This is a genomic window from Faecalibacterium sp. PGM34, from assembly GCF_054456555.1.
In genome coordinates this window covers 1,752,760-1,779,395 of record NZ_CM136898.1, presented here as the reverse complement: position 1 = coordinate 1,779,395, position 26,636 = coordinate 1,752,760, and the positions used below count along the sequence as shown (strand labels likewise).

General features: G+C 54.4%; 21 protein-coding genes and 1 pseudogene. 8 read left to right on the top strand and 14 right to left on the bottom strand.

Going from position 1 to position 26,636, the window contains the following annotated elements; translation table 11 throughout:
* The 5 genes from ACXPUX_RS08240 to ACXPUX_RS08220 all read left to right on the top strand — a co-directional run bounded on the left by ACXPUX_RS08240 (nucleotide 1) and on the right by ACXPUX_RS08220 (nucleotide 3,845).
* On the top strand, nucleotides 1–861 hold the full coding sequence (locus tag ACXPUX_RS08240) for an AraC family transcriptional regulator (protein ID WP_458827878.1): 861 nt from the start codon (nucleotides 1–3) through the stop codon (nucleotides 859–861).
* 27 nt (nucleotides 862–888) lie between these two features.
* Nucleotides 889–2,277, top strand: a complete 1,389-nt coding sequence (rlmD, locus tag ACXPUX_RS08235) for a 23S rRNA (uracil(1939)-C(5))-methyltransferase RlmD (protein ID WP_458827877.1) — start codon at nucleotides 889–891, stop codon at nucleotides 2,275–2,277.
* Between the two features lie 127 nt (nucleotides 2,278–2,404).
* Nucleotides 2,405–2,815, top strand: coding sequence for a transposase (locus ACXPUX_RS08230; protein WP_458827876.1), 411 nt, complete (start codon nucleotides 2,405–2,407; stop codon nucleotides 2,813–2,815).
* The gene (locus ACXPUX_RS08225; RefSeq protein ID WP_458831198.1) at nucleotides 2,775–3,176 is read left to right on the top strand and encodes a transposase; all 402 of its coding nucleotides are present in this window, start codon (nucleotides 2,775–2,777) and stop codon (nucleotides 3,174–3,176) included. The genes ACXPUX_RS08230 and ACXPUX_RS08225 overlap by 41 nt, the downstream gene beginning before the upstream one ends.
* A 30-nt stretch (nucleotides 3,177–3,206) precedes the next feature.
* Nucleotides 3,207–3,845, top strand: coding sequence for a 5-methylcytosine restriction system specificity protein McrC (locus ACXPUX_RS08220; RefSeq protein ID WP_458831196.1), 639 nt, complete (start codon nucleotides 3,207–3,209; stop codon nucleotides 3,843–3,845).
* Nucleotides 3,846–3,995: 150 nt separating this feature from the next.
* Here the strand turns inward: ACXPUX_RS08220 and rnr are convergent, their stop codons facing one another.
* The 7 genes from rnr to ACXPUX_RS08185 all read right to left on the bottom strand — a co-directional run bounded on the left by rnr (nucleotide 3,996) and on the right by ACXPUX_RS08185 (nucleotide 12,485).
* Nucleotides 3,996–6,119: a ribonuclease R gene (gene rnr, locus ACXPUX_RS08215; protein ID WP_458827875.1), complete on the bottom strand. Its 2,124-nt coding sequence runs from the start codon at nucleotides 6,117–6,119 to the stop codon at nucleotides 3,996–3,998.
* Between the two features lie 171 nt (nucleotides 6,120–6,290).
* Nucleotides 6,291–6,542, bottom strand: a complete 252-nt coding sequence (secG, locus tag ACXPUX_RS08210) for a preprotein translocase subunit SecG (RefSeq protein ID WP_005923602.1) — start codon at nucleotides 6,540–6,542, stop codon at nucleotides 6,291–6,293.
* Nucleotides 6,543–6,643: 101 nt separating this feature from the next.
* On the bottom strand, nucleotides 6,644–8,239 hold the full coding sequence (locus ACXPUX_RS08205) for a peptidoglycan D,D-transpeptidase FtsI family protein (RefSeq protein ID WP_458827873.1): 1,596 nt from the start codon (nucleotides 8,237–8,239) through the stop codon (nucleotides 6,644–6,646).
* Nucleotides 8,240–8,587: 348 nt separating this feature from the next.
* The gene (locus ACXPUX_RS08200; RefSeq protein WP_458827872.1) at nucleotides 8,588–9,742 is read right to left on the bottom strand and encodes a tyrosine-type recombinase/integrase; all 1,155 of its coding nucleotides are present in this window, start codon (nucleotides 9,740–9,742) and stop codon (nucleotides 8,588–8,590) included.
* A gap of 127 nt (nucleotides 9,743–9,869) precedes the next feature.
* Nucleotides 9,870–10,064 (bottom strand): excisionase, encoded by a 195-nt coding sequence (locus tag ACXPUX_RS08195; protein WP_055185100.1) that lies wholly within the window; start codon nucleotides 10,062–10,064, stop codon nucleotides 9,870–9,872.
* A 212-nt stretch (nucleotides 10,065–10,276) separates the two neighbouring features.
* Entirely contained in the window at nucleotides 10,277–11,569 is a 1,293-nt protein-coding gene (locus ACXPUX_RS08190; protein WP_458831194.1) for a virulence-associated E family protein, read from the bottom strand.
* 76 nt (nucleotides 11,570–11,645) lie between these two features.
* The gene (locus ACXPUX_RS08185) at nucleotides 11,646–12,485 is read right to left on the bottom strand and encodes a hypothetical protein (RefSeq protein WP_458827871.1); all 840 of its coding nucleotides are present in this window, start codon (nucleotides 12,483–12,485) and stop codon (nucleotides 11,646–11,648) included.
* A 718-nt stretch (nucleotides 12,486–13,203) separates the two neighbouring features.
* Between ACXPUX_RS08185 and ACXPUX_RS08180 the strand changes: the two genes are divergently transcribed.
* Both ACXPUX_RS08180 and ACXPUX_RS08175 read left to right on the top strand, forming a co-directional pair.
* Nucleotides 13,204–13,611 (top strand): transposase, encoded by a 408-nt coding sequence (locus ACXPUX_RS08180; protein ID WP_437446789.1) that lies wholly within the window; start codon nucleotides 13,204–13,206, stop codon nucleotides 13,609–13,611.
* 8 nt (nucleotides 13,612–13,619) lie between these two features.
* Nucleotides 13,620–13,976 carry a transposase gene (locus ACXPUX_RS08175; protein WP_458827870.1) on the top strand — a complete coding sequence of 119 codons (357 nt, stop codon included), beginning with the start codon at nucleotides 13,620–13,622 and terminating at the stop codon, nucleotides 13,974–13,976.
* A gap of 1,161 nt (nucleotides 13,977–15,137) precedes the next feature.
* On the opposite strand, the gene ACXPUX_RS08170 is transcribed toward ACXPUX_RS08175, so the two are convergent.
* Both ACXPUX_RS08170 and ACXPUX_RS08165 read right to left on the bottom strand, forming a co-directional pair.
* Complete coding sequence (locus ACXPUX_RS08170) at nucleotides 15,138–18,446, bottom strand: DEAD/DEAH box helicase family protein (RefSeq protein WP_458827869.1); 3,309 nt, start codon at nucleotides 18,444–18,446, stop codon at nucleotides 15,138–15,140.
* Nucleotides 18,446–20,509 carry an Eco57I restriction-modification methylase domain-containing protein gene (locus ACXPUX_RS08165; protein ID WP_458827868.1) on the bottom strand — a complete coding sequence of 688 codons (2,064 nt, stop codon included), beginning with the start codon at nucleotides 20,507–20,509 and terminating at the stop codon, nucleotides 18,446–18,448. The genes ACXPUX_RS08170 and ACXPUX_RS08165 overlap by 1 nt, the downstream gene beginning before the upstream one ends.
* Before the next feature lie 175 nt (nucleotides 20,510–20,684).
* Between ACXPUX_RS08165 and ACXPUX_RS08160 the strand changes: the two genes are divergently transcribed.
* Nucleotides 20,685–20,987: a helix-turn-helix domain-containing protein gene (locus ACXPUX_RS08160; protein ID WP_015538063.1), complete on the top strand. Its 303-nt coding sequence runs from the start codon at nucleotides 20,685–20,687 to the stop codon at nucleotides 20,985–20,987.
* Between the two features lie 52 nt (nucleotides 20,988–21,039).
* On the opposite strand, the gene ACXPUX_RS08155 is transcribed toward ACXPUX_RS08160, so the two are convergent.
* The 5 genes and pseudogenes from ACXPUX_RS08155 to ACXPUX_RS08135 form a co-directional block, all read right to left on the bottom strand.
* Nucleotides 21,040–22,497 carry a hypothetical protein gene (locus ACXPUX_RS08155; RefSeq protein WP_156182243.1) on the bottom strand — a complete coding sequence of 486 codons (1,458 nt, stop codon included), beginning with the start codon at nucleotides 22,495–22,497 and terminating at the stop codon, nucleotides 21,040–21,042.
* A gap of 67 nt (nucleotides 22,498–22,564) precedes the next feature.
* Nucleotides 22,565–23,197 (bottom strand): annotated as a pseudogene (gene rhuM / locus ACXPUX_RS08150) (RhuM family protein); the annotation flags it as partial.
* A 152-nt stretch (nucleotides 23,198–23,349) separates the two neighbouring features.
* On the bottom strand, nucleotides 23,350–24,984 hold the full coding sequence (gene groL, locus ACXPUX_RS08145; RefSeq protein WP_015538060.1) for a chaperonin GroEL: 1,635 nt from the start codon (nucleotides 24,982–24,984) through the stop codon (nucleotides 23,350–23,352).
* 51 nt (nucleotides 24,985–25,035) lie between these two features.
* Nucleotides 25,036–25,323 carry a co-chaperone GroES gene (locus ACXPUX_RS08140; RefSeq protein WP_458827867.1) on the bottom strand — a complete coding sequence of 96 codons (288 nt, stop codon included), beginning with the start codon at nucleotides 25,321–25,323 and terminating at the stop codon, nucleotides 25,036–25,038.
* Nucleotides 25,324–25,604: 281 nt separating this feature from the next.
* Nucleotides 25,605–26,588 carry a diacylglycerol/lipid kinase family protein gene (locus ACXPUX_RS08135; protein ID WP_458827866.1) on the bottom strand — a complete coding sequence of 328 codons (984 nt, stop codon included), beginning with the start codon at nucleotides 26,586–26,588 and terminating at the stop codon, nucleotides 25,605–25,607.
* Nucleotides 26,589–26,636 lie beyond the last annotated feature (48 nt).

Sequence of the window (26,636 nt, the reverse complement as noted above, 5' to 3'; positions counted from 1 at the left end):
ATGCCAGACGTTTATAAGCAATCCTTTAAGCAGAACTATACCAACAACATTGAATTGTCCATCTTCAACTGCGGCTTGGAGCGCTGCGCTCCGGGTCAGACATGGGGTCCCGGCATCCGTGACCACTACCTGATCCATCTAGTGGTATCCGGCAAGGGCATCTTTGAGGTGGGCGGCCGCACCTGGGAGGTGAGCGAGGGCGATCTGTTCTTCGCCCGTCCCAGCCAGCTGATCCGCTATACTGCCGACGAGCAGCAGCCGTGGGAGTACAGCTGGGTGGGCTTTAACGGTGCCTGCGCCCACAAGCTTGCTGCGCAGCTGCCCTTTACGGACGATGCCCCCGTGCACCACACCAGCGACCCGGACGGGATGCGGGCAGCCCTGAACAACATCTACTCCTCCCGCGGATTGCAACCGCAGGACGAAGCTGCTATGGTGGGTTACCTGTATCTGTTCATCGCCGCTTTGATGCGGGAGACCAGCGCAGGCAAGCCCCACACGGCCTCCTCCTCCAGCCAGTATGTGCTGAACGCCATCAAGTACATCCAGTTCAACTACTCCCACGACATCTCCATTGACGATGTAGCCAAGAGCGTGGGAGTTTCCCGCAGCCACCTGTACCGGGTGTTCATGCTGAACGTGGGCAAAAGCCCCATCGACTACCTGACCGAGTACCGCATCAACGAAGCCTGCAAGCTGCTGCGCGCCGGCAGCCTTTCCATTGCAGAGGTGGCGGTGTCGGTAGGCTTTTTCGACCAATTCTATTTCTCGCGGGTGTTCAAACGCGCCAAGGGCGTGCCGCCCAGCAAGTATTTTGCCGCCCAGCAGGACGCCGACCCGGCAAGCCCTGCTCATCTGTAATCAGAGCCCATCATACAAGGAGAAACCATGCCTTTACAGAAAAACCAGATCCTGACCCTGCGCATCGAACGCCTTTCCAGCGACGGCAGCGGCGTTGCCCATAGTGCCGATGGCGAGGCTGTATTCGTGCCCGGCACTGCCCCGGGAGACGAAGCCCGGGTGCGTATCGTGAAGGACTGCGGCCGGTATGCCTTTGGCATTCTGGACGAGCTGCTCACCCCCTCGCCGGACCGCGTCCCGGTGGACTGCCCGGTGGCAGGTCCCTGCGGTGGATGCAGCCTGCGGCATCTGGACTACGCCGCTGAGCTGCGCGCCAAACAGGAAAGCGTACTGGACGCCTTCCGCCGCATCGGCGGGCTGGAGGTGCCGGTGCTGGACATTCTGCCCTCCCCGGAGGTAGACCGCTACCGCAATAAGGTGCAGTTCCCTGTTGGCGTGGACAAAAACGGCGCGCCCTGCATCGGTTTCTACGCCGGGCGCACCCACCGCATCGTCCCCTGCCCGGACTGCAAGCTGCAGCCCGGCGTGCTGAACGAGATCGGCAACGCGCTGTGCGCCTTTTTTGCGCAGCAAGGCATTCGCCCCTACGACGAGCAGATTGGCAAGGGGCTTGTGCGGCACATCTTTCTGCGGCGCGGTGCGCACAGCGGGCAGATCATGGTGTGTCTGGTATGCACCCGGGCAAAGCTGCCCCACGCAGAGCAGCTTTGCACCGCGCTGCGGGAGCAGTTCCCGGCCATCAGCACCATTTTGCTCAACGTCAACGCCAAAAACACCAATGTCATTCTGGGTAGTGAGAACCACATCCTGTACGGCCCGGGCTACATTGAGGACTCCCTTTGCGGCGTACCGGTGCGTCTGGGGCCGCTGTCCTTCTATCAGGTCAACACGCTTGCCGCCGAGCGGCTGTACGGGGTCGCCGCGCAGTACGCGCAGCTGGCCCCGGATGACACGCTGCTGGATCTCTACTGCGGTATGGGCACCATCGGCCTTTCCATGGCCGATCAATGCCGGGAGCTGATCGGCGTAGAGATTGTGCCGGAGGCCATCGAGAGCGCCAAGGCCAATGCTGCCCGCATGGGCGAGGCCGTGGCCGCTAAGAGCCGCTTCTTCTGCGCCGACGCCGGGCAGGCCGCCACCCAGCTTGCCACCGAGGGCCTGCACCCGGACATCGTAATGCTGGACCCGCCCCGCAAGGGCTGCGACGAAGCCACCCTCTCTGCCGTGGTGCGCATGGCACCCCGCCGAGTGGTATATGTCAGCTGCAACCCCGCCACCGCCGCCCGAGACGCCGCATGGCTAGAAAAGAACGGCTATCATGCAGAGAAGGTGCAGCCAGTAGATCTGTTCCCGAGGACGAAGCATGTGGAATGTGTCATTGCACTTTCCAAGGGCACCGGTACTGCCAGCATATAAACGCAACTGGTGGTCATTAAGAAAGCCGCAAAACTCATTATCAGTCACCCGCCCGTCTGATTTTCAGACGGGCATTTTCTTTTGCCGGAATATGGTGTTTCCACTTTTATCGTGGTATAATGTGGCTATGATTATCAAAAACGAAAGAAAGCATTACGCCAGTGATTTGACGGACAGCCAGTGGGCTATGATTGCCCCTCTCTTTCCCCCTGCAGGGCATAAAAGCAAGTGGGAAAAACGGGAACTTGTGGATGCAGTCTTATACCTTGTAGAGAATGGCTGTAAATGGCGTAATCTTCCCCATGACTTTCCGCCGTATACCACGGTGTCCAACTTTTATCATGCAGCTGTCAAAAGCGGGCTATGGGAGAAGCTCCTGGCAGCACTGGTTGCCCAGACAAGGGAACAGGCAGACAAGAAAGCGCAGCCGACTTATGGAATCATTGATTCCCAAAGTGTAAAAACAACTGGTCCGGCTCAGGAGCGTGGAATTGACGGTGGAAAAAACGAAAGGACGAAAAAGACACATTGTAGTTGATACAATGGGCAACCTGCTCGCTGTCGTAGTACATGCTGCCAATATTCATGATACGAAAGCCGGGATTCTTGCTGCAAAACGGGCGGTCGAGAAATATCCCTCCATCCGGCGCTTTTGTGCAGATGCCGGTTACCGCAAGACTTTTGAGCAGGATGTCAAAGAGACTCTGGGGCTGGAGGTTGACATTTCTGCGAGAATCAAGCCCGAGTGGACGATCCATCCGAAGAGATGGATCGTAGAACGTACCCTGGCATGGATCAACTATTCCAGACGCCTTTCCAAAGACTATGAGATTACAGTTGTATCAGCTCAGGCTATGTGCATGATCGCCGCTCTACGAACTCTTATTGCTCGGTTTTGAACTTATTGGTACGGGCTCTTAGTTTCTGAACTGCTTCCCGCGCAGATTCCATGGAAGCAGCTGCATTACCAGCGGAGTAACCAGAATTACGAGATGCTGCTGAATCTCTGCTATTTCGTGCTGCACGATATGCTGCAGACCACCGAAAACGGTAGCTATAAAATGACAGCATTTTCGGGTGAACGCATGGCAAAGCTGTACGAACGCTTTATTCTGGAATATTACCGAAAGCATCACACCTACCTTACCGAGGTCAAAGCGGCACAGGTCAAATGGACTCTGGTGGGAAAGCACGATGCTGCCATGCTGCGGTTTCTCCCTGCCATGCAAACCGATATTTTTCTGCGTTTCCGTGAAAAAATCCTGATTCTGGATGCTAAATATTACAGCCACACCATGCAGCAGCAATTTAACAAAGAAACTCTGCATTCTGCCAACCTCTACCAGATCTACACCTACGTTAAAAATCAGGATGCTGCCCATACCGGAAATGTTTCCGGGCTGCTGGTCTACGCCAAAATGCAGAAAGCCATCACCCCGGATTGCCTGTTCAACTTAGACGGCAATCTGATTGGTGCCCGCACCTTGGATCTGAATCAGGATTTCCGGCAGATCACCGCACAACTGGATGAAATTGCTGAGCAATTTTTCGGAAGGCATCCGGTCTGATCTTTCCCGCATCGATTTCCTCGCCTGTCTGGTCTTCAGGCAAGCATTTTCTTTTGCAGAGATCCTGAAAATTGCGAAAAACTGCCCCCGAAGCAGCGCGTTCCTGCGCGGTCTGCTTCGGGGGCAGTCTGTTTTTGTTTTATGATACGGTCACTGCTTTGCGCTTTCCGGGGCGACCTCAAAGTCGATCTTGCCCAGATTGACGTCTGCGCGCACGATGGTGATCATCATGGTATCGCCCAGATTCCAGTTCTTGCCGGAAACGGGGTCGGAAAGGCGCACACCCTCGGTGAGCATGGTGCCGGTGGCGGTCAGGCTGGAAGCGGGCACAAAGCCCTCCACGCCGTTTTCCAGTTCGATGAACAGGCCGCGCTGGGTCACGCCGGAGATGCGGCCCTCGTAGCACTCGCCCAGATGGCGGCGGGCATACTCGGCCTTATAGCAGTCCTCGGCCTTGCGCTCGATCTGCATGGCGATCACCTCGCGCTCGCTGGCCTGCTTGCTGACATCCTCGGCAAACTCGCTGTAACGCAGGATCATGGTGTCCTTATCGGTACCCTTGAGCTGAGCGGTCATGATACGGTGGATGGCCAAGTCCGGGTAGCGGCGGATGGGGCTGGTGAAGTGCGCATAGTCCTGCAGCACCAGACCATAGTGTCCCTTGGGCTTTTCCTCGTACACAGCCTTGGACATGCAGCGCAGCATACCGGTGTTGATGATCTGCTCGTAGGCAGTGCCGCGCACGCCCTCCAGAATGGCGCTCAGCTCCTTGGGGGTGGGCACATCCTTGGCAAAGTGGTCGTTGACACCGCAGGCCTGCAGCAGACCGTGCAGACGCTCCAGCTTTTCGGCGTTGGGCTCCTCGTGCACACGGTACACAAAGGGGATCTGCTTTACCCGGGCAAAGTGGGCGGCGCACTGGTTTGCCAGCAGCATGAACTCCTCGATCATGGCCTCGCTCTCACCGGAGGTGCGCTTTTTCACGTCGATGCAGTGGCCGTCCTCATCGAGGATCAGCTTCACCTCGCCACTCTCGATGTCCATGCAGCCGCGCTCCTTGCGCAGGCGGGCACGGTGGCCGTACAGCTCCTTCATAGCGGGCAGCTGCGCCAGTACCTCGTGGTACTTGCCGGTCAGCTCGTCATCGGCGTTACCGGCCAGCAGGGCGTTGATTTCGGAATACACGCCCTTGACCCGGCTGCGGATGACGGACTTGACAAAGCGGTAATCGGTCAGGTTGCCGTCCTTGTCCAGCCGCATCAGGCAGGAGAAAGCCAGACGCAGTACACCCTCGTTCAGGCTGCAAATGCCGTTAGACAGCTGCTTGGGCAGCATGGGCACCACCTGATCGGCGTAGTAGACGCTGGTAGCACGGTTAAAGGCTTCGTTGTCCAGCTCGGTGCCGGGCTTGACGTAGTTGGAAACATCCGCGATATGCACGCCCAGCTCAAAGCCGCCGTCCGGGGTCTTGGTCAGGCTGATGGCATCGTCGATATCCTTGGTCTCGGCGCTGTCGATGGTAAAGATGGGCAGGGCGCGCAGATCCATGCGGCCCTCGCAGTCCGCATCAGACACCTCGGCGTTGTCCAGCTTTTTGGCCTCGTCCCGCACCTTGTCCGGGAAGCGGCTGCGGATATCCTGCGCGTAGAGCAGCGCCTTTGCGCAGCGCTTGGCCTCATCACAGCTGCCAAAGCGCATCGCCACGCCCACGCGGTGATCCTCCTGACGGTTACCGCGCAGCAGAATCTCCACTGCCACCTTGTCGCCGTCCTTGGCGCTGCCTTCGCAGTCCCGCATGACCTGCATGGAGATGGCGGGGCAATCGTCCGGCACAAACTTCAGGCGACCCTCCATGCGGTGCATCGTGCCCACCAGAGCGTTCTTCTCTTCCAGAACAGCAAGGATCTCACCCTCATCGCTGCCCTCTACCCGGGGGTGTGCAAACTTTTCCACCAGCACCATGTCGCCGGGCATTGCGCCGCGGGTGAACCGGCCGGGGATGAAGATATCGCTGGTGCCGTCCTCCAGCATGACAAAGGCAAAGTTCTTGCCCAGCTTTACCACCTTGCACAGCAGTGCCTTGTCGGCACGGCCGCTGCGCACGGTGAAGAACACGCCCTGCCGCTGGCAGATGACGGCCTCGTGCACCAGCTGATCCACAGCCTCCATCACCTTGCGGTCTGCGCCGCGATCCCCGCCGAACTTATTTTTCAGATCCTTTACGGTGCACGGCTGATTCTGGATCGCGTGCTCAATTTTATCGCGCATTGCCATAAAATATTATCTCCTTCACTTCCGTGGCCGTGCATCTCCTGCGGAGCACAGCCCTGCCTTGGGACGGGCGCTTTCCCCTGTCCCCTCTTTGCGGCAGCCCGCAGAACCGGCTGCCCGCACTTTTTTGCACAGAAAAACAGCCCCGTCCGTTCACGGGGCTGCAACGCCTTCTCAGCCTGCCAGACGGCCTGCAAACAGGCAGGCCAGAATAGCAACCACAAAGAACACCACGCCTGCAATGCGGGTGACCTTAGCCAGCATCTGGTCTGCCGGGGTCAGACGTGCATTGTTGGCACCACCCACGCTGCCGTTGATGGCACCGGACAGGCCCTGACCGTGGGTGTGCTGCATGAGGGTGAGGAAAACGATGACCAGCGAAGCCACCAGCAGAATGGCACCGCCAACAATTTCGATAACAGACATGAATCGTAACGCTCCTTTTATTTATAAATACGGAAAACCACGCAAAAATACAACTATATAGTAACATAACAAAGCCAGAATTGCAAGTAGAATCCGCGCGTTTATCCCGCTGCTTCCAGCGCAGCGCAGACCTGCGCAAAGATAGCCGCGCCGGAGTACGCGGTGTGCACTGCACCGTCCTGCAATACCACAATGGTATAGCGGGGCTTTTCTGCCGGCCAGAACCCCGCAAACCACAGGTTGCAGCGCTCAGTGCCCTCCGGGGTGAACTGCCCTGTCTGGGCAGTTCCGGTCTTGCCGCCCGCCCCGCCGGGAAGCCCGGCGGCATCCTGCGCGGTGCCCTGTTTCACCACCTGTACCAGCATGGCGCGCAAAAGCGCTGCGCTCTGCGCCGGGAGCACTCGCCGTCCCCGGGGGTGGCTGAGTGTCTCCAACGGCTGCCCGGTGGTCTCGTCCAGCGTGGCTTGCAGCACATAGGGGGCGCGGTATACGCCGTCTGCTGCAATGGTGTTGAACAGCGCCGCTACCTGCAAAGGTGTGGCCAGCAGACTGCCCTGCCCAAAGCTGAAATTGGCCAGCTGCCCGCTTTGCGCCAGCTCCTGCGGGGTGGGCAGCTGCCCGGCCTCGGCGGCAAGCCCCTCTGCCAGCGGCAGACTCTGTCCAAAGCCGAAGGCCTTGGCGGTGTCCAGCAGTTTTTCTGCGCCCAGCTGCTGTCCCAGACGGATAAAATAGCCGTTGCAGCTTTTTTCCAGCGCAGCGGCAAGGTCTACCTGCCCGTGCGGCACCCCGCCCGCGCAGCGGAAGATCTGCCCATCCACTACCACCACGCCGGTGCACTCGAAAACCGGCTGCAAGCCCGCTTCCAGTGCAGCCGCCGCCAGCACCGGCTTGAACACCGAGCCCACCGCATAGCTTTGCATTGCCCGGTTCAGGAAGGGACTGTTCGCCGCCTGCAAACTATCAACAAGGTGCTCCGGGTCGTAGCCCGGCACGCTGACAATGGCGCGCACCGCCGCTGTGGCAGTATCCAGCACCAGAATGCAGCCACTTTGCATAGTGGTGGACGCCACCGCTTCCACTGCCCGCTGCACTGGGCGGGAGATGGTCAGCTGCACCCCAAGCGCCCCGCTGTCTGCTTGCAAAAGTTTGGGCGTCTCGCCGGTGCGCAGCGTACCCTGCGCCGTCACGGCGCAGACAAGACTGTTGTGCTCTCCTGTACCGGAAAGCACAGCGTCCAGCGCCTTTTCCAGACCGGCAGCCCCGTGACCTGTGCTATCCAGATAGCCCAGCAGATGCTGGCACAGCGGCACTGCCGCATACCGTCGGGCGGTGGGATAACTGGTCAGCCCAAGGCGGGCGGGGTCGCAGTTCACCTCCAGCAAAAACGGCGCAGCGCGGCTGCGGCTGCGGTATAAAAGTGCCTGCCCGGCGGCATCAGTGCAGGCATACAGGCGGTCGTAATTGCCCTGCCCGGGAAAACACACCACCTGCCAGCGTTCCTCCAGCCCGGTGAGCAGCCGCCCCTGCACATCGTAAAAGTTGCCCCGCCGGGCGGGCAGTTGCAGGGTAACCGTGCTTTGCGCCGCCGCACGCGCGGCATAGGCGGGGTGCTGCGCCAGCAGATACAACCGGCACAGCACCACCATAAACCCCAGCAGCAAGGCGGCATACACCGCCAGTACCCGTTTGCCGGACATTCCCGCGCCCCCTTTCCCTATGGTTAGGGTGGGCAGCGGAGGTGCGGGGTATACATAAAAAGAGGCGGAACCTCTCCGAAGAGATGTTCCGCCTCTCTGGCGTATCTTATTAGGATAGGTACGGCTTAGTACATGCCGCCCTTCCAAACCACACTTTTGGAGCCGAATCACGAATATCGGGAAACGTAGACTTTTGTAGAATTATCAAGGCCACAAGCCGATTTTTCCAGATTCTCCGTTTTTGCACGATCCACACTTTTCTACACAAATCTACGCCACTTACCGGGTGATTGGCGTAAGTTTTGGCGTAAGTTTCGGCGTAAGCAATTCCGCTTCATGCGTCGAAAATCACAGGTTGCCGGCGATCTGTTCAAAGGCTCTTTCAACCGATTCAAAGCTGCTGTGCGTGTAGACATCCAGCGTCACACTGGCATTGGAGTGCCCCATCAGGTATTGCAGGCTCTTCACATCCAACCCGGCCTGCTGGACATTGGTGCAGAAGGTGTGTCGCAGCACGTGAGGTGTAATGCGCGGAACAGGTTTGCTGTACGCCTTCTCAAACTTTCCCTGCACGCCACGCATATAGTTTTCCAAGTGCATTGCCACCTTCGGCATTCCGGACTTGTCCAGAAAGAGAAATCCGCTGCAACCATCCACCAGCGCTTCCACTTTCGTGGACGCTCTGGCTTTTACCACACGCAACAGCGCTGCTCGAACAGTATCCGTCATGGGAACATTGCGGATACCGCTTTTTGTTTTCGGCGGTGTGACAAAGTAGGGCTTTTCAGCCGTCCGGCAAAGCTGCCGCCGGACATGGATACAGTGCCGCTCAAAGTCGATATCTGCTCGTGTCAGGCCGTACAGCTCGCTCACACGCAAGCCGGTTCCCATAAGAATGACGATATCATCATAATAGTTGCCACCGTAGTCCTGAACGAATTGCAGATATTTCATCTGCTGCTCTCTGGTCAGAGCATCACGCACATAAGCGTCCTTTGGCACAACGTCCGACAGCTTGAACTTGAACGGATTCTTGCGGATAATGTCATCCTCTACCGCCATCTCAAACGCCGGTCTGACAACGCTTTGCAGGATTCCTATGGTGTTTTGCTTGAAACCGCTGTCATGCAGAAACACGAACCAGCCTTTCGCATCGGACAATTTTACCGTTTTGATGGCTTTTTGCCCGAAAGGGTCAGCATGAATCCGCTTGACCGCTGTGTTGTACGACCGAAGTGAATTGGGTTTCAACCCACGTTTCAGGTTCATATAGCGGTCAACCAGATCAGCCACTGTCATCTCTCCGGCGGCGTAGTCGATGCCGTCTGCCAGATCGCGCCACAGTTCTTCCTCTTTTTTCCGCAGCTCTGTCAGGGATTTAGCGTAAATACAACGCCGTTTCTTGTGGATATCGGTATAACGATAGTCGTAGGTGCCGTTTGCTCTCTGGCTTTCGCCATCCTTCAAAACACGGCCCTTGCTATCTTTGCGCTTTTCAGACATTTAGAAACTCCTTTCTGTGAAAAGCGCATCTATAAGGTCAGTGTCAGTATAACACATCAACCATGCGATTTCCACCCGCAGCGAATGAGAAAAGGACGGTTTCACATTTGCAGCCTTTGGCAGCCTCTCAAATAGAATATGCTTGCTCGACAAAGCAATCGAACAAGCGACGTTTAATCAGACGCTTGTTTCCCACCCAAAGGACGAATTTGCATTTATCTTCATTCGTAATTTCACGCAGTTTGTTGATGCCAATGCCGGAGTAAGCCGCAGCTTCTTCCAGCGTCAGATTGCTCTTTTCCCAAATCGGGACATCCTTCATAGGCAGACCTCCATATCCTTGTAACCGAACGCCTGTAACCGGGCAGGAAAACTCCCTTTTTCTGCACACGGGGCATTCGGTGGGCTTTATACTTTTTCTTATTCTTTTAAGGTTACATGGTTACAGAAAGAGGAAAACGCAGCAGTCATGCGGCTTTTCCGCCGTAACTAAGGTGTAACCGAACCTGTAACCAGACGTGTAGCCGCCATTCATCAGAAGGGAAAGCCCAGCTGCTTAGCTTCTGCATCCGTTATTTCGGAGAAATCTTCAGCCCCGGTTTCGGGGCTGGTTACGCGCTCCCAGCCTTTCTGAACACCGTACTTCGGGTAACGCTTGGCGGTCTTGTGCGCCTGCCAGCCTTGGATATCGCCGCGCGAAATTCCCGTGTTCATGATCTCACAGATAGCGCGGGTCTCCCACTCTGCCGGGATGTTGGTGTTGCCCAGCGCTTCCGCATAAAGCTGCTTGGAACACACACGGTCACCCGCGTAGTCCTCCAGAAAGGCATAGATCATACCAGCCTGTGCATCCTCCTGCATGAAGTCCTGCTGATGGGCTAGCAGCGTTTCCTGCATGGCAAGGCTGAACGCCAGCTTATAGTTGCCGCTGTTGTAGATGGTCATGGCTTCCGCCCAAAGCTGGTCGATATAGGCACGGGATTCGGCTTCATCGTCCAGAATGTGGACTTCGGCCAGTTCCGCATCCACCGGAACAGGGATGAAGCGTCGGTTGCCTGTGCGGTCACGGGGCAAAAAATCCTGCCGGTTGGTCGTGCCAGCAAAGACGCACTGGCGCAGACGGTCAGCAGGATGTGTCTCGTAGGGAACTTTATAGGTTTCCTTCTGCTTACTGAGGAAACTCTTGATTTCCTCGATGCTTTTGGCATTGGCGGTGGCGATCATCTCCGACATTTCGATGATCCAGTGACCTTGCAGCTTGCGGTACACGTTGTCATCGTCCAGCCGCCGCAGGTCATCCGAGAACCACTCGTCCTTGACGGCCAATAGCCGGAAAAAGCTGGACTTACCCGCGCCCTGACCGCCCACCAGACAGAGCATAGTTTCAAATTTGCATCCCGGCTGGAACACGCGCTTAATGGCTCCCAGCAAGAAAATCTTCATGGCTTCGCAAGTGTACTCGTCCTCCGCAGCACCGAGAAAATGGTGCAAGACGTGGGCTATCCGTTCTGTTCCATCCCATTTTAGGCCGTTCAGGTAGTCCCGGATGGGATGATAGCGGTTCTCGTTGGCAACGATGCGGATGGCAGATTCAATCTTCTTTTCGCTGGAGATGCCGTATTTCTCCATTCGGCGCAGGATATACTTCATGTCGGTATCGTTCAGGGTCTTGCCGGAGCGAGGCCACCCCACAGGCTTTACAATGTCGATGCGCTCACTCAACAGGTTCAGCCGGATGGCATCGGCAAGCACATGGTCATTCTGCAGAATCGTGATGCAGTTCTGGATCGTCCGCTGGATTTCGCCGTTGGAGTGCTTGGACAGCATTTCCTTTACATCTTCAACGGTTCGGGGAGCACGTTCTTCGTTGACTTCTTTGCTCAATAAACATCACCTCGTACTATTATTGAAAACGATTTTTTGACTTCTCGGCGGTAGGCGGTGCAGATGGATTCCGCTGCGCCTGTTCTGCCTGCAAGCGGTTCAGCAGTTGCAGAACGGAATCCCGTGCTTTCTCCTTGACCTGCTCCTTGCCCTTCTGCCGGACTTCCGGCTTCAGCAGCTTCTCTTGCAGACGTGTAGCGGTGGTCTGCATAGTCTTGAGGAACTTGTCCAGCACGGTGTCCAAACGGTGAGCGGCGTACTCTCTCGTGGCCTGCGGAGCCTTGCGTTCCGGGGACAACACCCACTTCTTCGTATCCTCGATCATCCGCATATCTTCCTTCCGGGTTTCGGTGCGTACTACATCCGTCACGACCTCCACCGCCTTGTCGTAGGCCGCAGCCGAAACATCTTCCAGCAGGGTCTCCATATCCGAAACTTTCAGGGTCAGTTCGTCCAGCCTGTTCTGCTGGGCGGAAAGCTGCTCCTTCTGCTTGGCAAGGATAAAGTCCTGCTTTTCCAGATATTTGCGGCTGCCGTACTCCGCTTCTTCCTCCAATTCCAGCCCATGCCGCTTGGCGATCTCAAACAACATTTCCCGGCAGGCGGCATCGAAAGTGATCTTGCGGTTGTTGCGGCGACTGAGGGATTTAGCCGGGTCGGGCAGATCAAAACCCAACGCTTCCAGTGCCTTTTCCTGCTGGGGAGCCACCTCGCCATATTTGTTCTCGCAGTCGAACACATGACGTTCGTGGATATGGGGTGTGCTTTCGTCCAGATGCAGTGCCCAGTCCAGCACATGAACATGGTCGCCATACTTGGCTTTGAACTCCTCGATGAACTCGGTGACGATGTTCAGCAAGTCCTCTGCCGAAGCGTGTTCATCCAGCGTTCCAAGCTGATAGATGGTTTCTTCCGGGCAGGTCTTGCGGCTGGACAGCAGGTCGGGAATGGAGCGGTTGCGCTCTGTGTGCCGGATCTTGGCGTTGCGCTCGTTCTGGCTTTTGATGAAGGCCGTGTAGTGGGTCTCGTAGAATTGCCGTTCTACGTCCGAGAAGGTTGCCGCCAGATCGTCCGGGTCGGGTGGAGCGAGAGCCGAACGGAAACCGTGGAAGCAGTCCCAGTAGATGTTGCCCTTGGCTCGTTCCGGGTCGATGTGCTCACTGTTGGCAAGGTTGAAACTGCGGTCGTTGTGCTTGGGGTTGTAAGTGCCGTGGGTTCCGGCTCGTCCGTTGTGTCGTGTTAATTTCAGATAGACATCCCTCTTTTCCTGTATTTTTTGTGTACGGCCACTCGTGCGATCAAATCACAGGAGTGATACAATTCTTCTAAGCAACGGGTCTCGCATTTCAAGACCGTGTCTTGAAATCTTCTCTCGGAATCGAGAGGTAATCCTTTCGGAAAAGGATTTATGTGTTTGTTATACTGCAAAGAAAGTGACCTACCGCTCCTTCCCTCAGTGGGAGATCATGGCGTTTGTCGCTTTCCGCTTAGAAGAGTTTGCTTTCGCTCTGCAAGAAAAGTATAGCAAAGAAACTCAGAAGCTGTACCAATAATCAAAAATGTGGTATAATGTGGCTATGATTATCAAAAACGAAAGAAAGCATTACGCCAGCGATTTGACGGACAGCCAGTGGGCTATGATTGCCCCTCTCTTTCCCCCTGCAGGGCATAAAAGCAAGTGGGAAAAACGGGAACTTGTGGATGCAGTCTTATACCTTGTAGAGAATGGCTGTAAATGGCGTAATCTTCCCCATGACTTTCCGCCGTATACCACGGTGTCCAACTTTTATCATGCAGCTGTCAAAAGCGGGCTATGGGAGAAGCTCCTGGCAGCACTGGTTGCCCAGACAAGGGAACAGGCAGACAAGAAAGCGCAGCCGACTTATGGAATCATTGATTCACAAAGTGTAAAAACAACTGGTCCGGCTCAGGAGCGTGGAATTGACGGTGGAAAAAAACGAAAGGACGAAAAAGACACATTGTAGTTGATACAATGGGCAACCTGCTCGCTGTCGTAGTACATGCTGCCAATATTCATGATACGAAAGCCGGGATTCTTGCTGCAAAACGGGCGGTCGAGAAATATCCCTCCATCCGGCGCTTTTGTGCAGATGCCGGTTACCGCAAGACTTTTGAGCAGGATGTCAAAGAGACTCTGGGGCTGGAGGTTGACATTTCTGCGAGAATCAAGCCCGAGTGGACGATCCTTCCGAAGAGATGGATCGTAGAACGTACCCTGGCATGGATTAACTATTCCAGACGCCTTTCCAAAGACTATGAGATTACAGTTGAATCAGCTCAGGCTATGTGCATGATCGCCGCTCTACGAACTCTTATTGCTCGGTTTTGAACTTATTGGTACGGGTTCTCATACTCGAACAGGAACCGAGAGTTCCTAATTTTCGGTGAAAGTAGGAAGCATCGTTCCCATTTCTTGTTGCATCGTTATTCTTTCTTTGCAGAAAATCACTAAGATGCTGCATCTCTGCAATTATTATAGCACCTGAAATCACTAAATTCGTGGGCCTCGTAGGCCTATTATTGGCTTCCTAAGTGAACCTGTTTTGGTTACTTTTTCCTGATTTTGGTATAAGGTTTAGCGGAGGCTTCTTTCATTTCAACAGCTTGCCGGGAGAGTGCGCAGCAGCGGAGCTGCTGGATCTGCCGCCATTTTGCGTCAGATAATACCCAGTAGGATATGACGCACAGCATCATATCACTGGGGCAAAGGACTGCGTCCTCTGCACTCCTGCACCGGGCAAGCTGTCCAGAAGAACAGCTCGTCCGGCTCAATGTAACGAGAGCCGGAAATTGTTCCGGCTCCCCCATCGCAGATAGACTTACAGTCCATCTGCGTCAATATGATATAGGTCTCCCATATTCGCCCTCGGCACCCTAGGAGTGGGGAATCATCCGGCGGCGGGCTTGCACCGCACCATTGGCATTTCAGCCACCCCGCCTTCGTTATGGCCGGGCTGCGAATTACAGAAGTACCTTTTGTGAAGTACCGGAAGATTGAACTATTCTGTTTTCAAGGAGCAGATTTTTATAGAAAATCCTCGGAATTTAGGGCTTCCGAAAAATCATCCCTCTAATTGGTAGGCATTGAAAACGGCTAAAATATAACCCGAAAAAGAAATTTGCTGAAAAGTTCTTAGAAAATATAGTTGAAGCAAGCGCCGAGTTAAAATATCGTCGGTTTGTCGAGCAACCATTGCAAACCGGCAATTCGCTACAACGGAAGTATTCAAGGCTGAATCAACCTTGAAAAAGATGCTCTCACTTGGTAGGCATCGAGAAAGGTCATTTGACACCCATTGACAGCTCTTTGTAATAAAGTTGTCATAAGTACCCACTTTGAAAAAGTCCTCTCAATAGGTAGCCGACGAGAAAGGCCAAAAAGTAACCATTTCAACAAATTTCCATAAAAGTTGCGCGTATAGCACAAAAAAAGGCGGCCATCTGCACCCATGCAGACAGCCGCCTTTGGTTTTATGCCGTATTCTATTTGTCAGTCTCTGAAAATCTTATCCAGTTCCCTTTCCATGGTGCCCGCCTTGGCAAATTCCAGCGTATCCGCCTGACGGATATGGTGGGCGGTGATGCCGTGACCCTTTGCAAAACCCAAAATGTAGCTGATGGCAATGCGGTAGATGATCTCGGTGGGCGCAAGCCCATAGACCTGCTTGGCAAAGATATGTTCCAGCCGGGCGTTATCGTCCGGGAAGGCTTGCCGCATCTTCTCGCTGCGGTAAAGGCGCTTGACGATTTCCGTAATGTACAGACCGGACTTCATGTAGGGATCCAGGAAGGTCTTGCCGGGGTCATCGAAGCAGCCGGGGTTTTCCTGTTCCAGCAGGTCTACCATCTTTTTCACCACCCACTTAGGGGTGAAGATCTGGTTGGTTTTCTGGGGCGGGATGTAATCGAAGATATCCTCTGTGCGGCTCTCGTCAAAGTAATCCGCCAGCTTGACCTTCAGGTTCAGGAACTCCTTCACCGAATCGTCAAACACCACCGGGTCGAACAGGTGGCCTGCAAAGTGTTCCTCCTGTCCGGTGGCTTGGTTGATGTACGGTTCACCATCCCGCAAAAAGCGGAACTGCTCCAGCGTGATGCTGGTGACCTCCTGAAAGACCTTGTCCGGGATGATCCGGTCAAAATTCGCCAGCGTCACGGTCTCGTCGCCGTAGGCCATGAGGAAGGACGGGATGGTGCGGGAAAAGCCCCGGAGATGGTCACGGACGGTGTCTTCGTAGCCCTTTTTCTCCTGCTCCTTCTGGTTGGTCTCCACAGTGCGCACGATGGTCTGCTGCATTTCCTGCGCCGTCTGCTGGATGGCGGTTTGCAGCTTCTCCATCAGGGCGGCGGTGCTCTGCTGCTGCTTTGCGTCAAACTCCCGGTTCACCTGCTGGCGCTGCTGGGCAGTGGTGCAGCTTTGCAGCTGCTGGGTGCGCTGGGTCTCCAGCTGGCTCTGGTTGATGCGGTAGTTGTCCACCACCTTGTTCACCGCCACGTCCATCTTGGCCTTGGCGGTGCTCTCAAACCGCTTCTGGTCGGACAGCTTCAGGTCCCGACCATACTCCTGCTTTGCCTGCTCCACCATAGGGGTGATGACCTCCTTGGTGATGCTCTTTTTCAGAGGTTCCAGATGCTCTTCTTTGGCAGGAGCCGGAGCATCGGTCAGGTCTTGCAGAGCGGTGTCCAGCGCCGGGGTACTCTCGTAGATTTTCGCTCCGAACACATCCGCCGCCTTGCCGATGACGTAGCCCTCGTCCAAATCCACCTCGCCCTTGTCGTTCAGGGAGAGGTCTGCGCCGGTGTCCGGGGTGATCTGGATGGGCTTTGCCTTGGCTTCGCTGATGGGCTGGAAGTTTTGCAGAATGTCCAGCACCTCCTGCGGCGCACTGAACACGTTGGAAATGTTCTGGAACAGGAAGTTGCTCTGGAAGCCCATCCGCACCACTTCCTTGGACTTGATCTTCCGGGGGATGCTGAGGACTTTTTCTGCATCCAGCGGGATCATCTCCCCTTCCTCATCCTCGCCGATGACCGGGAAGAAGTTGAGCAGATTCTGGATGTGCGCCTTGCGCTCCCCGGTGTCGCCCTTGCCGCTGGCGGTGTCCTGTGAAAGGTCGTTGGCGAACTGCTCATAGATCAGCAGGGTGCGGGCGGGGTCAAAATCGAACACATAGGCGTTCTCTTTGCGGCGGAAGGTGCCGTTTTCGTGGAAAAGACAGGGGTTCTGGGCACGGAACGCCGCCTGCATATACAGCGCCGGGCTTTTCAGGTTGGAGAGCATCAGCACCGCCGACCACTCCGGGATGGTGACACCGGTGGTCAGCTGCCCCACCGACAGGGTGATGGTCTTTTCGTGGTGGGCGATGGCGGCTTTTACCCGGTCAAAGCTCTTCTGGTTCTCGTCCGTGTCGTCCAGCTTGCCGTCACCGGCGGCAAGGATCACCTCATAGTCCCGGAATACCGGGTGCGCCTGCAGCTTTTTCGCCAGCGCTCTGGCGCTGTCCACCCGGTTCAGCAGCCAGAAGGTGTGCTTCAGTTCGGCACGCAGCTCCGGGGTGGAAAACGGAAATTTGTTCTGAGTGGTCATGGCATCCAGAAAGCGGTCCACCTCAGCTTCGTGCTCAAAGCTGCCGCCCGACTTCACCTTGAAGAACTCGTTCAGGTCAAAGGCAAATTCCTGCGTTTCGCCGTCGATCTCCACGCCCTGCTGGATCTCGTCCCGGATGATCTCGGACATCTGGTAGGTGTAGAGGTTGAGCATGGGGAGGTTTGCGTAGGGGTTCTGCTGCCCCGGTGCGCCCTGCCAGTTCCGCTTGGCGGCCTGCTCGTCGGCGTAGGTCCAGTTGAAGATGGCATCCCCGGCAAACTTGTCGTTCGCCAGCGCCTTGAAGGGCGTGCCGGACAGGTGCAGCGTGAAGCGGCGGCGGATGCGGTCAAAGGCAAGGTCGGTCTTGTAGGTGTCCACGCCCTCGTGGGCTTCGTCGATGACCAGCACATCCCAGTTCAACTCGGTCAGGTGGCGCAGCTTGTCGTACTCGCCGCCGAAATACTTGGAGCCTTTCATGTCCTGCAGGCTGACGAACTCAATGCGCTTATACAGTTCCTCGCCCTGCGCGGCGGCATCCAGATAGCCCTGCTCGTCCAGCACATGGGGCTGCCCGGCAAGGGCATCCACATGGCTGACAAACAGATAGCCGGACTCCCTGCCCAGAAAGCGCACATAGTCGCTGTACCAGCTATTGGCGATGGCAGGGCGGTTGGTGACGATGAGCACCGTCTGTGCATCGACCTGCTTGCAGAAGTCGTAGACGGAAAGGGTCTTGCCAAAGCGGGGCTTGGCGTTCCAGAGGTATTCCCCGCCGGGGTGGCTCTGGTAATAGGTCTTGGTGTCGCGGACAGCCCTTGCCTGCTCCTCCCGCAGGGTGTAGGCGATGGCGGCATCCAGCTGCACCCGGCCCCGGTTCATGCGGAAATCCTGAAAATACCGCCGGGACTGCTGCCCATCCAGATGGAACCACTCATTTTTGCGGTCGTTCTCCACGTTCAGCTTGCGGAGGTAGGCGTGGAAATCGTGGTCGGTGAACACCTCGCCGCTGCCGTCATCGTAGACGGCATTGCCCCGCCACTCCTCATGGTACAGCACATCGGCGGTGTGGGTCTGCTGTTTCAGGCGTTTGTCCACCGATTGCTCAGTGTAGCCGATCTTCGTCCAGCCGTTGTGCCGGGCAATTTCCGGGGTGGTATAGGCGTAGATCATAGGCACCACCTGCCGGGCAGTGCGCAGGGTTATGCCAGCCATTATGCCATCTCCTTTTTCTTTCTAAGATTATTTATTGTATCTTCAATATGCTTAATTTCTGCTGGCTTCAACCCTACTAATTGATAGAGCTGATTATCCAATGGCGCAGAAAAATCTATAATAGGATTATTTTCCGTATAATCCATCAAATCTGGAACACGCTTTCCCAACGATGTTAGTGCTTCATCCGTCATCAGGAACATAAATCTGACCAAATATGTCCGTGCATAGTTATAAAAGTCAACTGCTTCCTGTTTTGTTGTAAAAGAACTCAACGCAACTCTAGCACGCCCAAAAGCTGAATGGTTATCTATAATTTCGATTTGGTTATCTCGTTTTTGACCTCCCGCATTGGCACTTGAAACTACAACTTGCCACTCATCAATATACTTCACACTAGTCGAAACAACATTTCTATCTGCAACAAACCATTTTGCTCGACCTTTCTTTCCGGCTTTGTCATTTGTGAACAGTTTAATCTCATGCGAAAAATCAACATCAGCATCCGAAACATATTCTCGAACCTTATTCGGATTACTCTCGACAAAATCGCTTTCTATTCCAAAAAGCTTCTGTGACAGAATTTTACCGTGTAAGTAATCCAGCTTATTATCATTTACAAATTGCTCAACCTTATTTACAATAACCGCATCACTTGGATTCAAAGGAATCAGTGTTTCTCCCGGGTTATCCATTTCAAGGCTGACACACTCACCATTGTTATGATATACATAATCAAATCTAGGTGTTTGTTTTTCCTTTTCTTTCAGAACAATAGAAACGCCATCAGCAATTGCGACTGGTCCCGGAAACACTTCTTTTGAATTTGGATAAAAGTCTATTCGCCGCAATGTTACATCGTTGATTTGTTTCAATCCAAAATCTGCCATACCTTTTCCCGAACGGTGAATCCATCGAGAACCCGGATAGATTAACACACTTGCTTTAGTGGCTATTTTATCAGCTTCAATCTGAAAGTATTGAAAAATACTTTTTGAACGAACCTGTCCGTTTGTTTTTGGAACAACAGATGTTGTTTGCTCTTGATACGGCGGGTTTCCGATGACATAATCAAACTTCATGCTGGTACTCCCTTCCTGAATGGTTTCAAAGTTCTGGGCGGTTCCATGGCTGCCCTTGCGCCAGTTTTTCACTTTACAGGATACCGTAGGCGGCTGCAGCTCTGCCGCCCCGAACATAGAAAAGAGGTCAAGCTGTTCTGTCTCCGGCTGGGGCTTGCCACCGGGCACAGACAGGTGCAAGCCGTCCATTTGCCACAGGTTCCAGCTGATGATGGTGGCAATAGGCTGTAACTCTTCTTTTGTGGGTTTGCGCTGCCAGCGAGCTTGCAGATGCTCTGCATAGGTCAGCAGCAGGTTGACCCGTGCCAGCAAAAGGTTATCGCCCTGATACTCGTAGCCGTAGGTGGACTGCACCGCATGGGTGGCATATTTACGCCACTCGTCCTCTGTGGCGGCGTTCTCGCTTACCACCCGCAGCTTGCGGTCCAGAATGCCAATGCGCCGGGCTACCGGGATCATCTCGCCGGTGGCGGCATCGTAGCGGGACGCCAGAAAGGGGGCTTCGCCGCAGGTCACCTCCAAGCGGCGGCTCTGCACATACTGCACCCATGCCGGGATCCTGCCCTTGCAAACCGGGAACTGCACCGGCGTTTCCACCGTATTCCAGCCTTGGGGCAACTCCACCGTGAACTGCCCGGCGCTCTCCTCTGCCCCAAGCCCACGGAACCAGTCGGCATCCAGTGCGTTGTTCATCTTGTTGCAGACCCATGCGGGGCTGAACACCTCGCCTTTTTTGCGGGTGCGCTGCTGCTGGGTGTCGGTCTGCTTCATCATCCGGGGCAGCACCACCTCGTAGTGGGTCAGCCCAAGCTGCTGGGTGGTGATCTGAGATCTATCCGTCACCGGCTCGTACATCACCGTTTGCAGTTCCTCCGGCGGGTCGGTGGCCCAGATGATGTTTTTACCGGTGGATTTATCTTTTAGTAGCGTATCCAGCACCGCCTGCACTTCCGGTGCGTGAAAGTCGATCAGTTGTTCCAACGGGGATTTCCTCGCTTTGCCTTAGCGTTGCGGCGGAAGTAGTATTTTTGTACTAGTTCCGCCTTATACTAGCATTATAGCTACTTGTTTGCATCGTGTCCAGCATTTTAAGTGCGTCTTTCGTCAAAAACTAGTAGAATTCCCTATACTAGTAACAGGAAAGGTGGTATTGATAATGCTTGGAGAGCGACTGGCAGAGATTCGAAAGAACTATCATGACACCCAAAAGAGCCTTGCGGACAAGCTGGGGCTTACCGTTTGGGCTGTCAGCGCTTGGGAGCAGGGACGCAATTCGCCGCCCAGCGATGTGTTGCTTGCCATCTGCAAGCTCTACGGCACCTCCGCCGACTACCTGCTGGGCCTGACCGACATCGACCCCTCAGACGAGGCCCGCAAACAGCGCCAGCGCCTGACCGAAGAAGAACAGAACGAGATGCACCGCTACGAAGAATATCTGTTGTGGAAACGCAAAAAATAAGCCGCCCAGCGAGACCGTAAGGTCGCTGGGCGGCTGTTGTTTTGTTATGGAATTATTTTGCGGCATCCTTAAAATTATTCATCAACTTTGAAAAATAATCCATTTCTTCCTCAAAGTGAGGATTACTATCAATAGCGAGATCCTTATAGATGGCAGGAATATTTTTTCGAGAGTTTTCTGCTCTGCTGGACTTGAGAATCTCGTCCAGAATCTGCTGTTCCGTTTCTTTATTATGTTGGTGAAGGTACAGAAGTATCTCGAATTCACGAATTGTCATAATAAAACAGGAAGAATCCGAACCTAATATTTTGTGCGCAGCTTCTTCTACTATGGCCGAATTAGAAAACTGGTCATACAAGAGAATAATTTTTATAATAGGATTCTTGCTCGAAACTGATAATCGAACATAACTACTATTTAATTGCTTATACGCTTTTGAGATTGTGCGTTCAAAGAAAATATCGGCATTGTGTAAATTGGGAATCTGCTGCTTTACATCAAGACCAATCAGAGCAGATTTGGATTCTACAAGAAGCGTTAAGCTTCCTAGATCGAATGTGAAATCTGCTGACTTTCGGGAACCAGTAGACAGTGTAGTCCATTCAGATGGTTTACAATATTTTGAGGCAATATCTTTTATATAATCCTCAAAAAGGCATCCGAAGGTATTTACAAAGACTTGTGTTCCTTGCTTGCAGTAATAATTGCGCACAAGCCAATAAAGACCATTTCCAAGCAGCATTGCCACAGGAAAAATACTTGAAGCAAAATATTCTCCCGTCCTTTGGGTTTTAATGAATGGTTTTGAATACAAGAGCTGCTTTTTTAGAGAAGAAGTACGCAAATTTTGATAGGTGCACGAATAATATTTAATAAAATTGGAAAGATTCTCAACAGTAAGGACTGCACTGTTCACATTACTATATAATTCTTCCGGAGCAGACAAAGGATCCGGATGCTGACAGCACAACCAAAAAACAGTTACCAGAATTAAAACATAATCATTGACAGGAATTCCAAAAATCTCGCGCACAATAGCGTCAGTATCAATTATAGACCGATGTTCAAAATTTTCCGCCGCAAAAAGAATATAATAATCACGGCTGAATTTTTCAAATAGCCAATATAGATTTTCATATGCAAATTGTTCAGCTGTCATTCCCATCAAGGTACGAAATACGCCATCGGCATCTACATTTTGAAAAATCCCCTCTTTTGCAGAGCGCTCGTTGTCATAGTCGCGATATAAGTCGACTAGAACTTCAATTGGGACTTTTTTTGAGGAACGACGATAATCGTTGCTTTCTTTTATAGATAGAAACTCCATGTCAAGAATATCCCAAGCAGTCAATGTAACGGTTAGAATCTTTCTCTGACCATTGTGTATAACTGGAATAGTTACAGGCATTAAACACTCATTTTTTCTAAACATATCTATAGATTTTTCCGAAAGACAATAAATAAGTCCATCCGTTGGAATTTTCTTGATTTCAGAAATAAAATCCTTCATAAGGCACTCCATATTATTAAGCGATTTTCTTCTAATACAAAGTTTATAGCGGTCATTTCCATAAACATCACTCAATCTTTCTGTTTGCTTCCTCTTCCACCATCATAAATCGATCAAAATCGCTCTCATACAAACGGTCCTGCACGACACGATACTTCTCATATTCCGTTTCCGCATGAAGCTTCGCCTGTTCTGCGCTGATTTTTCCGGGACCGGTCATCAGCTCGTTGCCGTTGAACTCCAAAAAGCCGTCCAGACGCTTTGCCCAGTCCTCCATGCTCATGGGGATTTTCCGTTCTGCCTGCAATTCGGCATAATCCAGATAGAGCGACACGATGCGTTCCAGATAGTTCATTTCCTCTTTGCTCAGGTAGTTTTTGGCCACCGTCACATCTGCTTTCAGGATTTTTCCGTCCGGGGCATTCTCCCAAGTGGTAAGCCCCATGTGTTCCTTGTTGGCATCGGCCCGCTCATAGATCAGCTCTGCCGCCGTGTGGCGATGCACGGCATAGTGCATCTTGTTCTGGACGGTCTGGAAGAACAGCCGGGTCGTCTTGGCATCCTTGTCGTAATCGAACGCCGTAGCATACAGGTCTGTCACCTTCTGGTAGAACTTGCGCTCCGACAGGTGAATCTCCCGGATCTGCTGCAGTTGCCGCTCGAAGAATCCACCAGCGGGTTCATCATTTTTTAATTCTCCCGGACACAAAAATCGGCACCCGCTTTTCAGCGAGTGCCGATTTTGTTACCCTATAGTGCGCTTTGATTTTTGGCGTAAGTGGCGTAAGTTTGGCGTAAATCCGCTTTTGCGCGCTCCAAAAATCAAGGATTCATGCGGTTTTTGGGCAGTTATTAGTACATGCCGCCCATGTCACCGCCGGCAGGTGCGGCGGGAGCCGGGGGTTCCGGCAGGTCAGCCACAAGGCTCTCGGTGGTCAGCACCATCTCAGCGACGGAAGCTGCATTCTCCAGAGCGGAACGGGTGACCTTGGTCGGGTCCACGATGCCAGCGGCGATCATATCCTCGACAAAGACCTCGTTCTGGGCATCGAAGCCGTAGTTGGGCTTGTTGGCAGAGATGATCTTGTCGATGATGACACTGCCCTCCAGACCGGCGTTCTTGGCGATCTGGCGCAGAGGAGCCTCCAGAGCCTTCAGCACGATCTTGGCACCGGTGCGCTCGTCACCCTCCAGCGTGTCGCACAGAGCGCGCACAGCGGGGATAGCATTGATGGGAGCGGTACCGCCGCCGGCCACAACACCTTCCTGCACAGCTGCCTTAGTAGCGTTCAGGGCATCCTCAATGCGCAGCTTCTTATCCTTCATCTCGACTTCGGTAGCAGCACCGACCTTGATGACAGCCACGCCGCCGGCCAACTTAGCCAGACGCTCCTGCAGCTTCTCGCGGTCAAAGTCGCTGGTAGCGGCCTCGATCTGGCTGCGGATCTGGGCAATGCGGGCTGCAATAGCGTCCTTGTCGCCAGCGCCGCCCACGATGGTGGTGTTCTCCTTGGTCACCTTCACCTGACGGGCATGACCCAGCATCTGGACGGTTGCGTCCTTCAGCTCATAGCCCAGATCAGAGGAGATCACGGTGCCGCCGGTCAGGGTAGCGATATCCTGCAGCATCTCCTTGCGGCGGTCGCCGAAGCCGGGAGCCTTGACAGCCACGACGTTCAGGGTGCCGCGCAGACGGTTGACGATCAGGGTGGACAAAGCCTCGCCCTCGATATCCTCAGCCACGATCAGCAGCTTCATGCCATTCTGCATCACCTGCTCCAGCAGGGGCACCAGATCCTGAATGACGCTGATCTTCTTATCGGTGATCAGGATAGCAGCGTTGTCCAGATCAGCCACCATCTTGTCAGTATCGGTGACCATATAGGGGGTCAGGTAGCCGCGGTCGAACTGCATACCTTCCACGATCTCGTTGTAGGTCTCAGCGGTGGTCTTGTTCTCCTCGATGGTGATAACGCCGTCAGAGGTGACCTTCTCCATAGCCTCAGCGATCAGACGGCCGATCTCGGGATCACCGGCAGAGATGGTGCCGACGCGGGCGATATCGTTGCTGTCCTTCACCTTCTGGCTGTGTGCCTTGATGGTCTCCACAGCGGTGGTAACGGCCTTGCTCATGCCGCGGCGGATATCCATGGGATTTGCACCGGCGGTAACGTTCTTCATGCCCTCGTTGACCATGGCCTGTGCCAGCACGGTAGCGGTGGTGGTGCCATCGCCTGCGGCATCGTTGGTCTTGGTTGCGACCTCACGCACCAGCTGTGCGCCCATGTTCTCGAACTCGTCCTTCAGTTCGATCTCCTTTGCGATGGTCACGCCATCGTTAGTGATGACCGGTGCGCCGAACTTTTTGCCCAGCACCACGTTGCGGCCCTTGGGGCCGAGGGTGATCTTAACGGTGTTAGCCAGGGTATCAATACCGGCACACAGTGCCTTACGGGCGTCCTCGCCCTGCTTGATCTGCTTTGCCATAATACATCGCTCCTTTATAATATAAGCTCAATTGAAAAGGGAAAATCAGTTTCAGTCTTCCACAACAGCCAGAATGTCGCTCTGGCGCACGATGGTGCACTCTTCACCGTCCACCTTGACCTCGGTGCCGGAGTACTTGCTGGTGAGAACCTTGTCTCCGACCTTAACGGTCATCTTGACGTCCTTGCCGTCCACGACACCGCCGGGGCCAACTGCGATGACCTGTGCCACCTGCGGCTTCTCTTTTGCGCTGCCGGTCAGGATCAGGCCGCCCTTGGTGGTCTCCTCGACTTCAACAGTCTTAATGACAACACGGTCTGCAAGAGGAATAATTTTCATAATTCTTGCCCTCCAATTATATTGAATTTATTTGAAACTTTGTCGCGTCCTGCGGGGGCTTCGTGTGTGCTCCGCAGTGGTTTAGCACTCCTTTTCTCTGAGTGCTAAGTGTATTGTACTCATCTTGCCCTGAAAAATCAAGGGGTTTTGCAATTTTTCTTTGTTAAGAATTTATGACGGCCGCATATCACACCTTGCTACGCAAAAAAGACGCAGCCGCTGCACAATTTTTGCACAGCGGCTGCGTTCTGTTCCGATGGTAGGATCCACGGCAGCGCTCTTTACCTTACGCCTGCTTTTTTGGCGGTAAAGCGCTGGTAAGCGGGCTGCGGCAGCAGCACGCGGCCCGCCAGCGGCTGCACCTGTACCGACACCTGCTTGCAGGGGGCGCACTCGCCATCCACGGTGGCAATGATGGGTCCACGGCCATCTGCTGCCCGCAGACTGACCGATTTTGCGCGGCGGTAGATAAAGTAGGGCTTTGCAGCCTCGGTGAGCTGACCGTTTTGAAAGTGCTGGCCGTTTTTGTACAGCATCAGCAGCTTTGCAATGACCCGGCGGCTGACCTTGCGCACGATGAACACATCCAGCCAGCCATCATTCGGTCGTGCCTCCGGCCCAGCCATAAAGCCGCCGCCGTAGGCGCGGCCGTTGCACACTGCGCACATCAGGCAATCCACGGTCAGCACCTCGCCGTCAATGACGTACTCCACCCTGCGGCCGATATGCCCGCACAGCTGCTGGACGATGGACAGCGCATAGGCTGCTTCGCCGCCGCACAGCGGAATGCGCCGGAACTTGGGGATACCGTAGGCCACCTGTGCGTCCAGACCGGCGGCGCAGATGGTGGCAGAAAGCCCCAGACTGGTGCGCATCAGGTCGATGGGCACTACCCCACCGGCCAGCTGGGCGTCCAGATCCAGAAACTCTTCTTTTGTACCGTAGGTGCGCAGAAAGTCGTTACCGCTGCCATAGGGCAGGCAGCCCACGGCGGTCTTATCAAAGCCGTGCGCGCCGGTGAGCGCCTCGTTGAAGGTGCCGTCACCACCGGCGGTAAAAATGCGCAGCTCCACCCCCGCCTTCTGAGCGGCAGCGGCGGCAGCGCGGGACAGTTCCCGGGCGTGGCCTGCGTGGGTGGTGACGCGGATGGTGTAATCCTCCGGGGCAAGCCCGGCACCGGCAGCAGCCGCCGCGATCTGCTGCGGCAGGGTGCGGGTACAGTCGGCCTTTCCGGCTGCGGGGTTCAGAAGAAACAGCGTGTGCATCGGGGTCCTCCCTGTTATAACTCTATTTCCTCTATAATAGTCGAAAAC

Excerpts from the sequence above, each read along its gene's own strand:
- ACXPUX_RS08240 (WP_458827878.1), top strand. The coding sequence starts at position 1 with ATGCCAGACGTTTATAAGCAATCCTTTAAGCAGAACTATACCAACAAC.
- rlmD (WP_458827877.1), top strand. The coding sequence starts at position 889 with ATGCCTTTACAGAAAAACCAGATCCTGACCCTGCGCATCGAACGCCTT.
- ACXPUX_RS08230 (WP_458827876.1), top strand. The coding sequence starts at position 2,405 with ATGATTATCAAAAACGAAAGAAAGCATTACGCCAGTGATTTGACGGAC.
- rnr (WP_458827875.1), bottom strand. The coding sequence starts at position 6,119 with ATGGCAATGCGCGATAAAATTGAGCACGCGATCCAGAATCAGCCGTGC.
- secG (WP_005923602.1), bottom strand. The coding sequence starts at position 6,542 with ATGTCTGTTATCGAAATTGTTGGCGGTGCCATTCTGCTGGTGGCTTCG.
- ACXPUX_RS08205 (WP_458827873.1), bottom strand. The coding sequence starts at position 8,239 with ATGTCCGGCAAACGGGTACTGGCGGTGTATGCCGCCTTGCTGCTGGGG.
- ACXPUX_RS08200 (WP_458827872.1), bottom strand. The coding sequence starts at position 9,742 with ATGTCTGAAAAGCGCAAAGATAGCAAGGGCCGTGTTTTGAAGGATGGC.
- ACXPUX_RS08195 (WP_055185100.1), bottom strand. The coding sequence starts at position 10,064 with ATGAAGGATGTCCCGATTTGGGAAAAGAGCAATCTGACGCTGGAAGAA.
- ACXPUX_RS08190 (WP_458831194.1), bottom strand. The coding sequence starts at position 11,569 with ATGCTGTCCAAGCACTCCAACGGCGAAATCCAGCGGACGATCCAGAAC.
- ACXPUX_RS08180 (WP_437446789.1), top strand. The coding sequence starts at position 13,204 with ATGATTATCAAAAACGAAAGAAAGCATTACGCCAGCGATTTGACGGAC.
- ACXPUX_RS08175 (WP_458827870.1), top strand. The coding sequence starts at position 13,620 with ATGGGCAACCTGCTCGCTGTCGTAGTACATGCTGCCAATATTCATGAT.
- ACXPUX_RS08170 (WP_458827869.1), bottom strand. The coding sequence starts at position 18,446 with ATGGCTGGCATAACCCTGCGCACTGCCCGGCAGGTGGTGCCTATGATC.
- ACXPUX_RS08160 (WP_015538063.1), top strand. The coding sequence starts at position 20,685 with ATGCTTGGAGAGCGACTGGCAGAGATTCGAAAGAACTATCATGACACC.
- ACXPUX_RS08155 (WP_156182243.1), bottom strand. The coding sequence starts at position 22,497 with ATGAAGGATTTTATTTCTGAAATCAAGAAAATTCCAACGGATGGACTT.
- groL (WP_015538060.1), bottom strand. The coding sequence starts at position 24,984 with ATGGCAAAGCAGATCAAGCAGGGCGAGGACGCCCGTAAGGCACTGTGT.
- ACXPUX_RS08140 (WP_458827867.1), bottom strand. The coding sequence starts at position 25,323 with ATGAAAATTATTCCTCTTGCAGACCGTGTTGTCATTAAGACTGTTGAA.
- ACXPUX_RS08135 (WP_458827866.1), bottom strand. The coding sequence starts at position 26,588 with ATGCACACGCTGTTTCTTCTGAACCCCGCAGCCGGAAAGGCCGACTGT.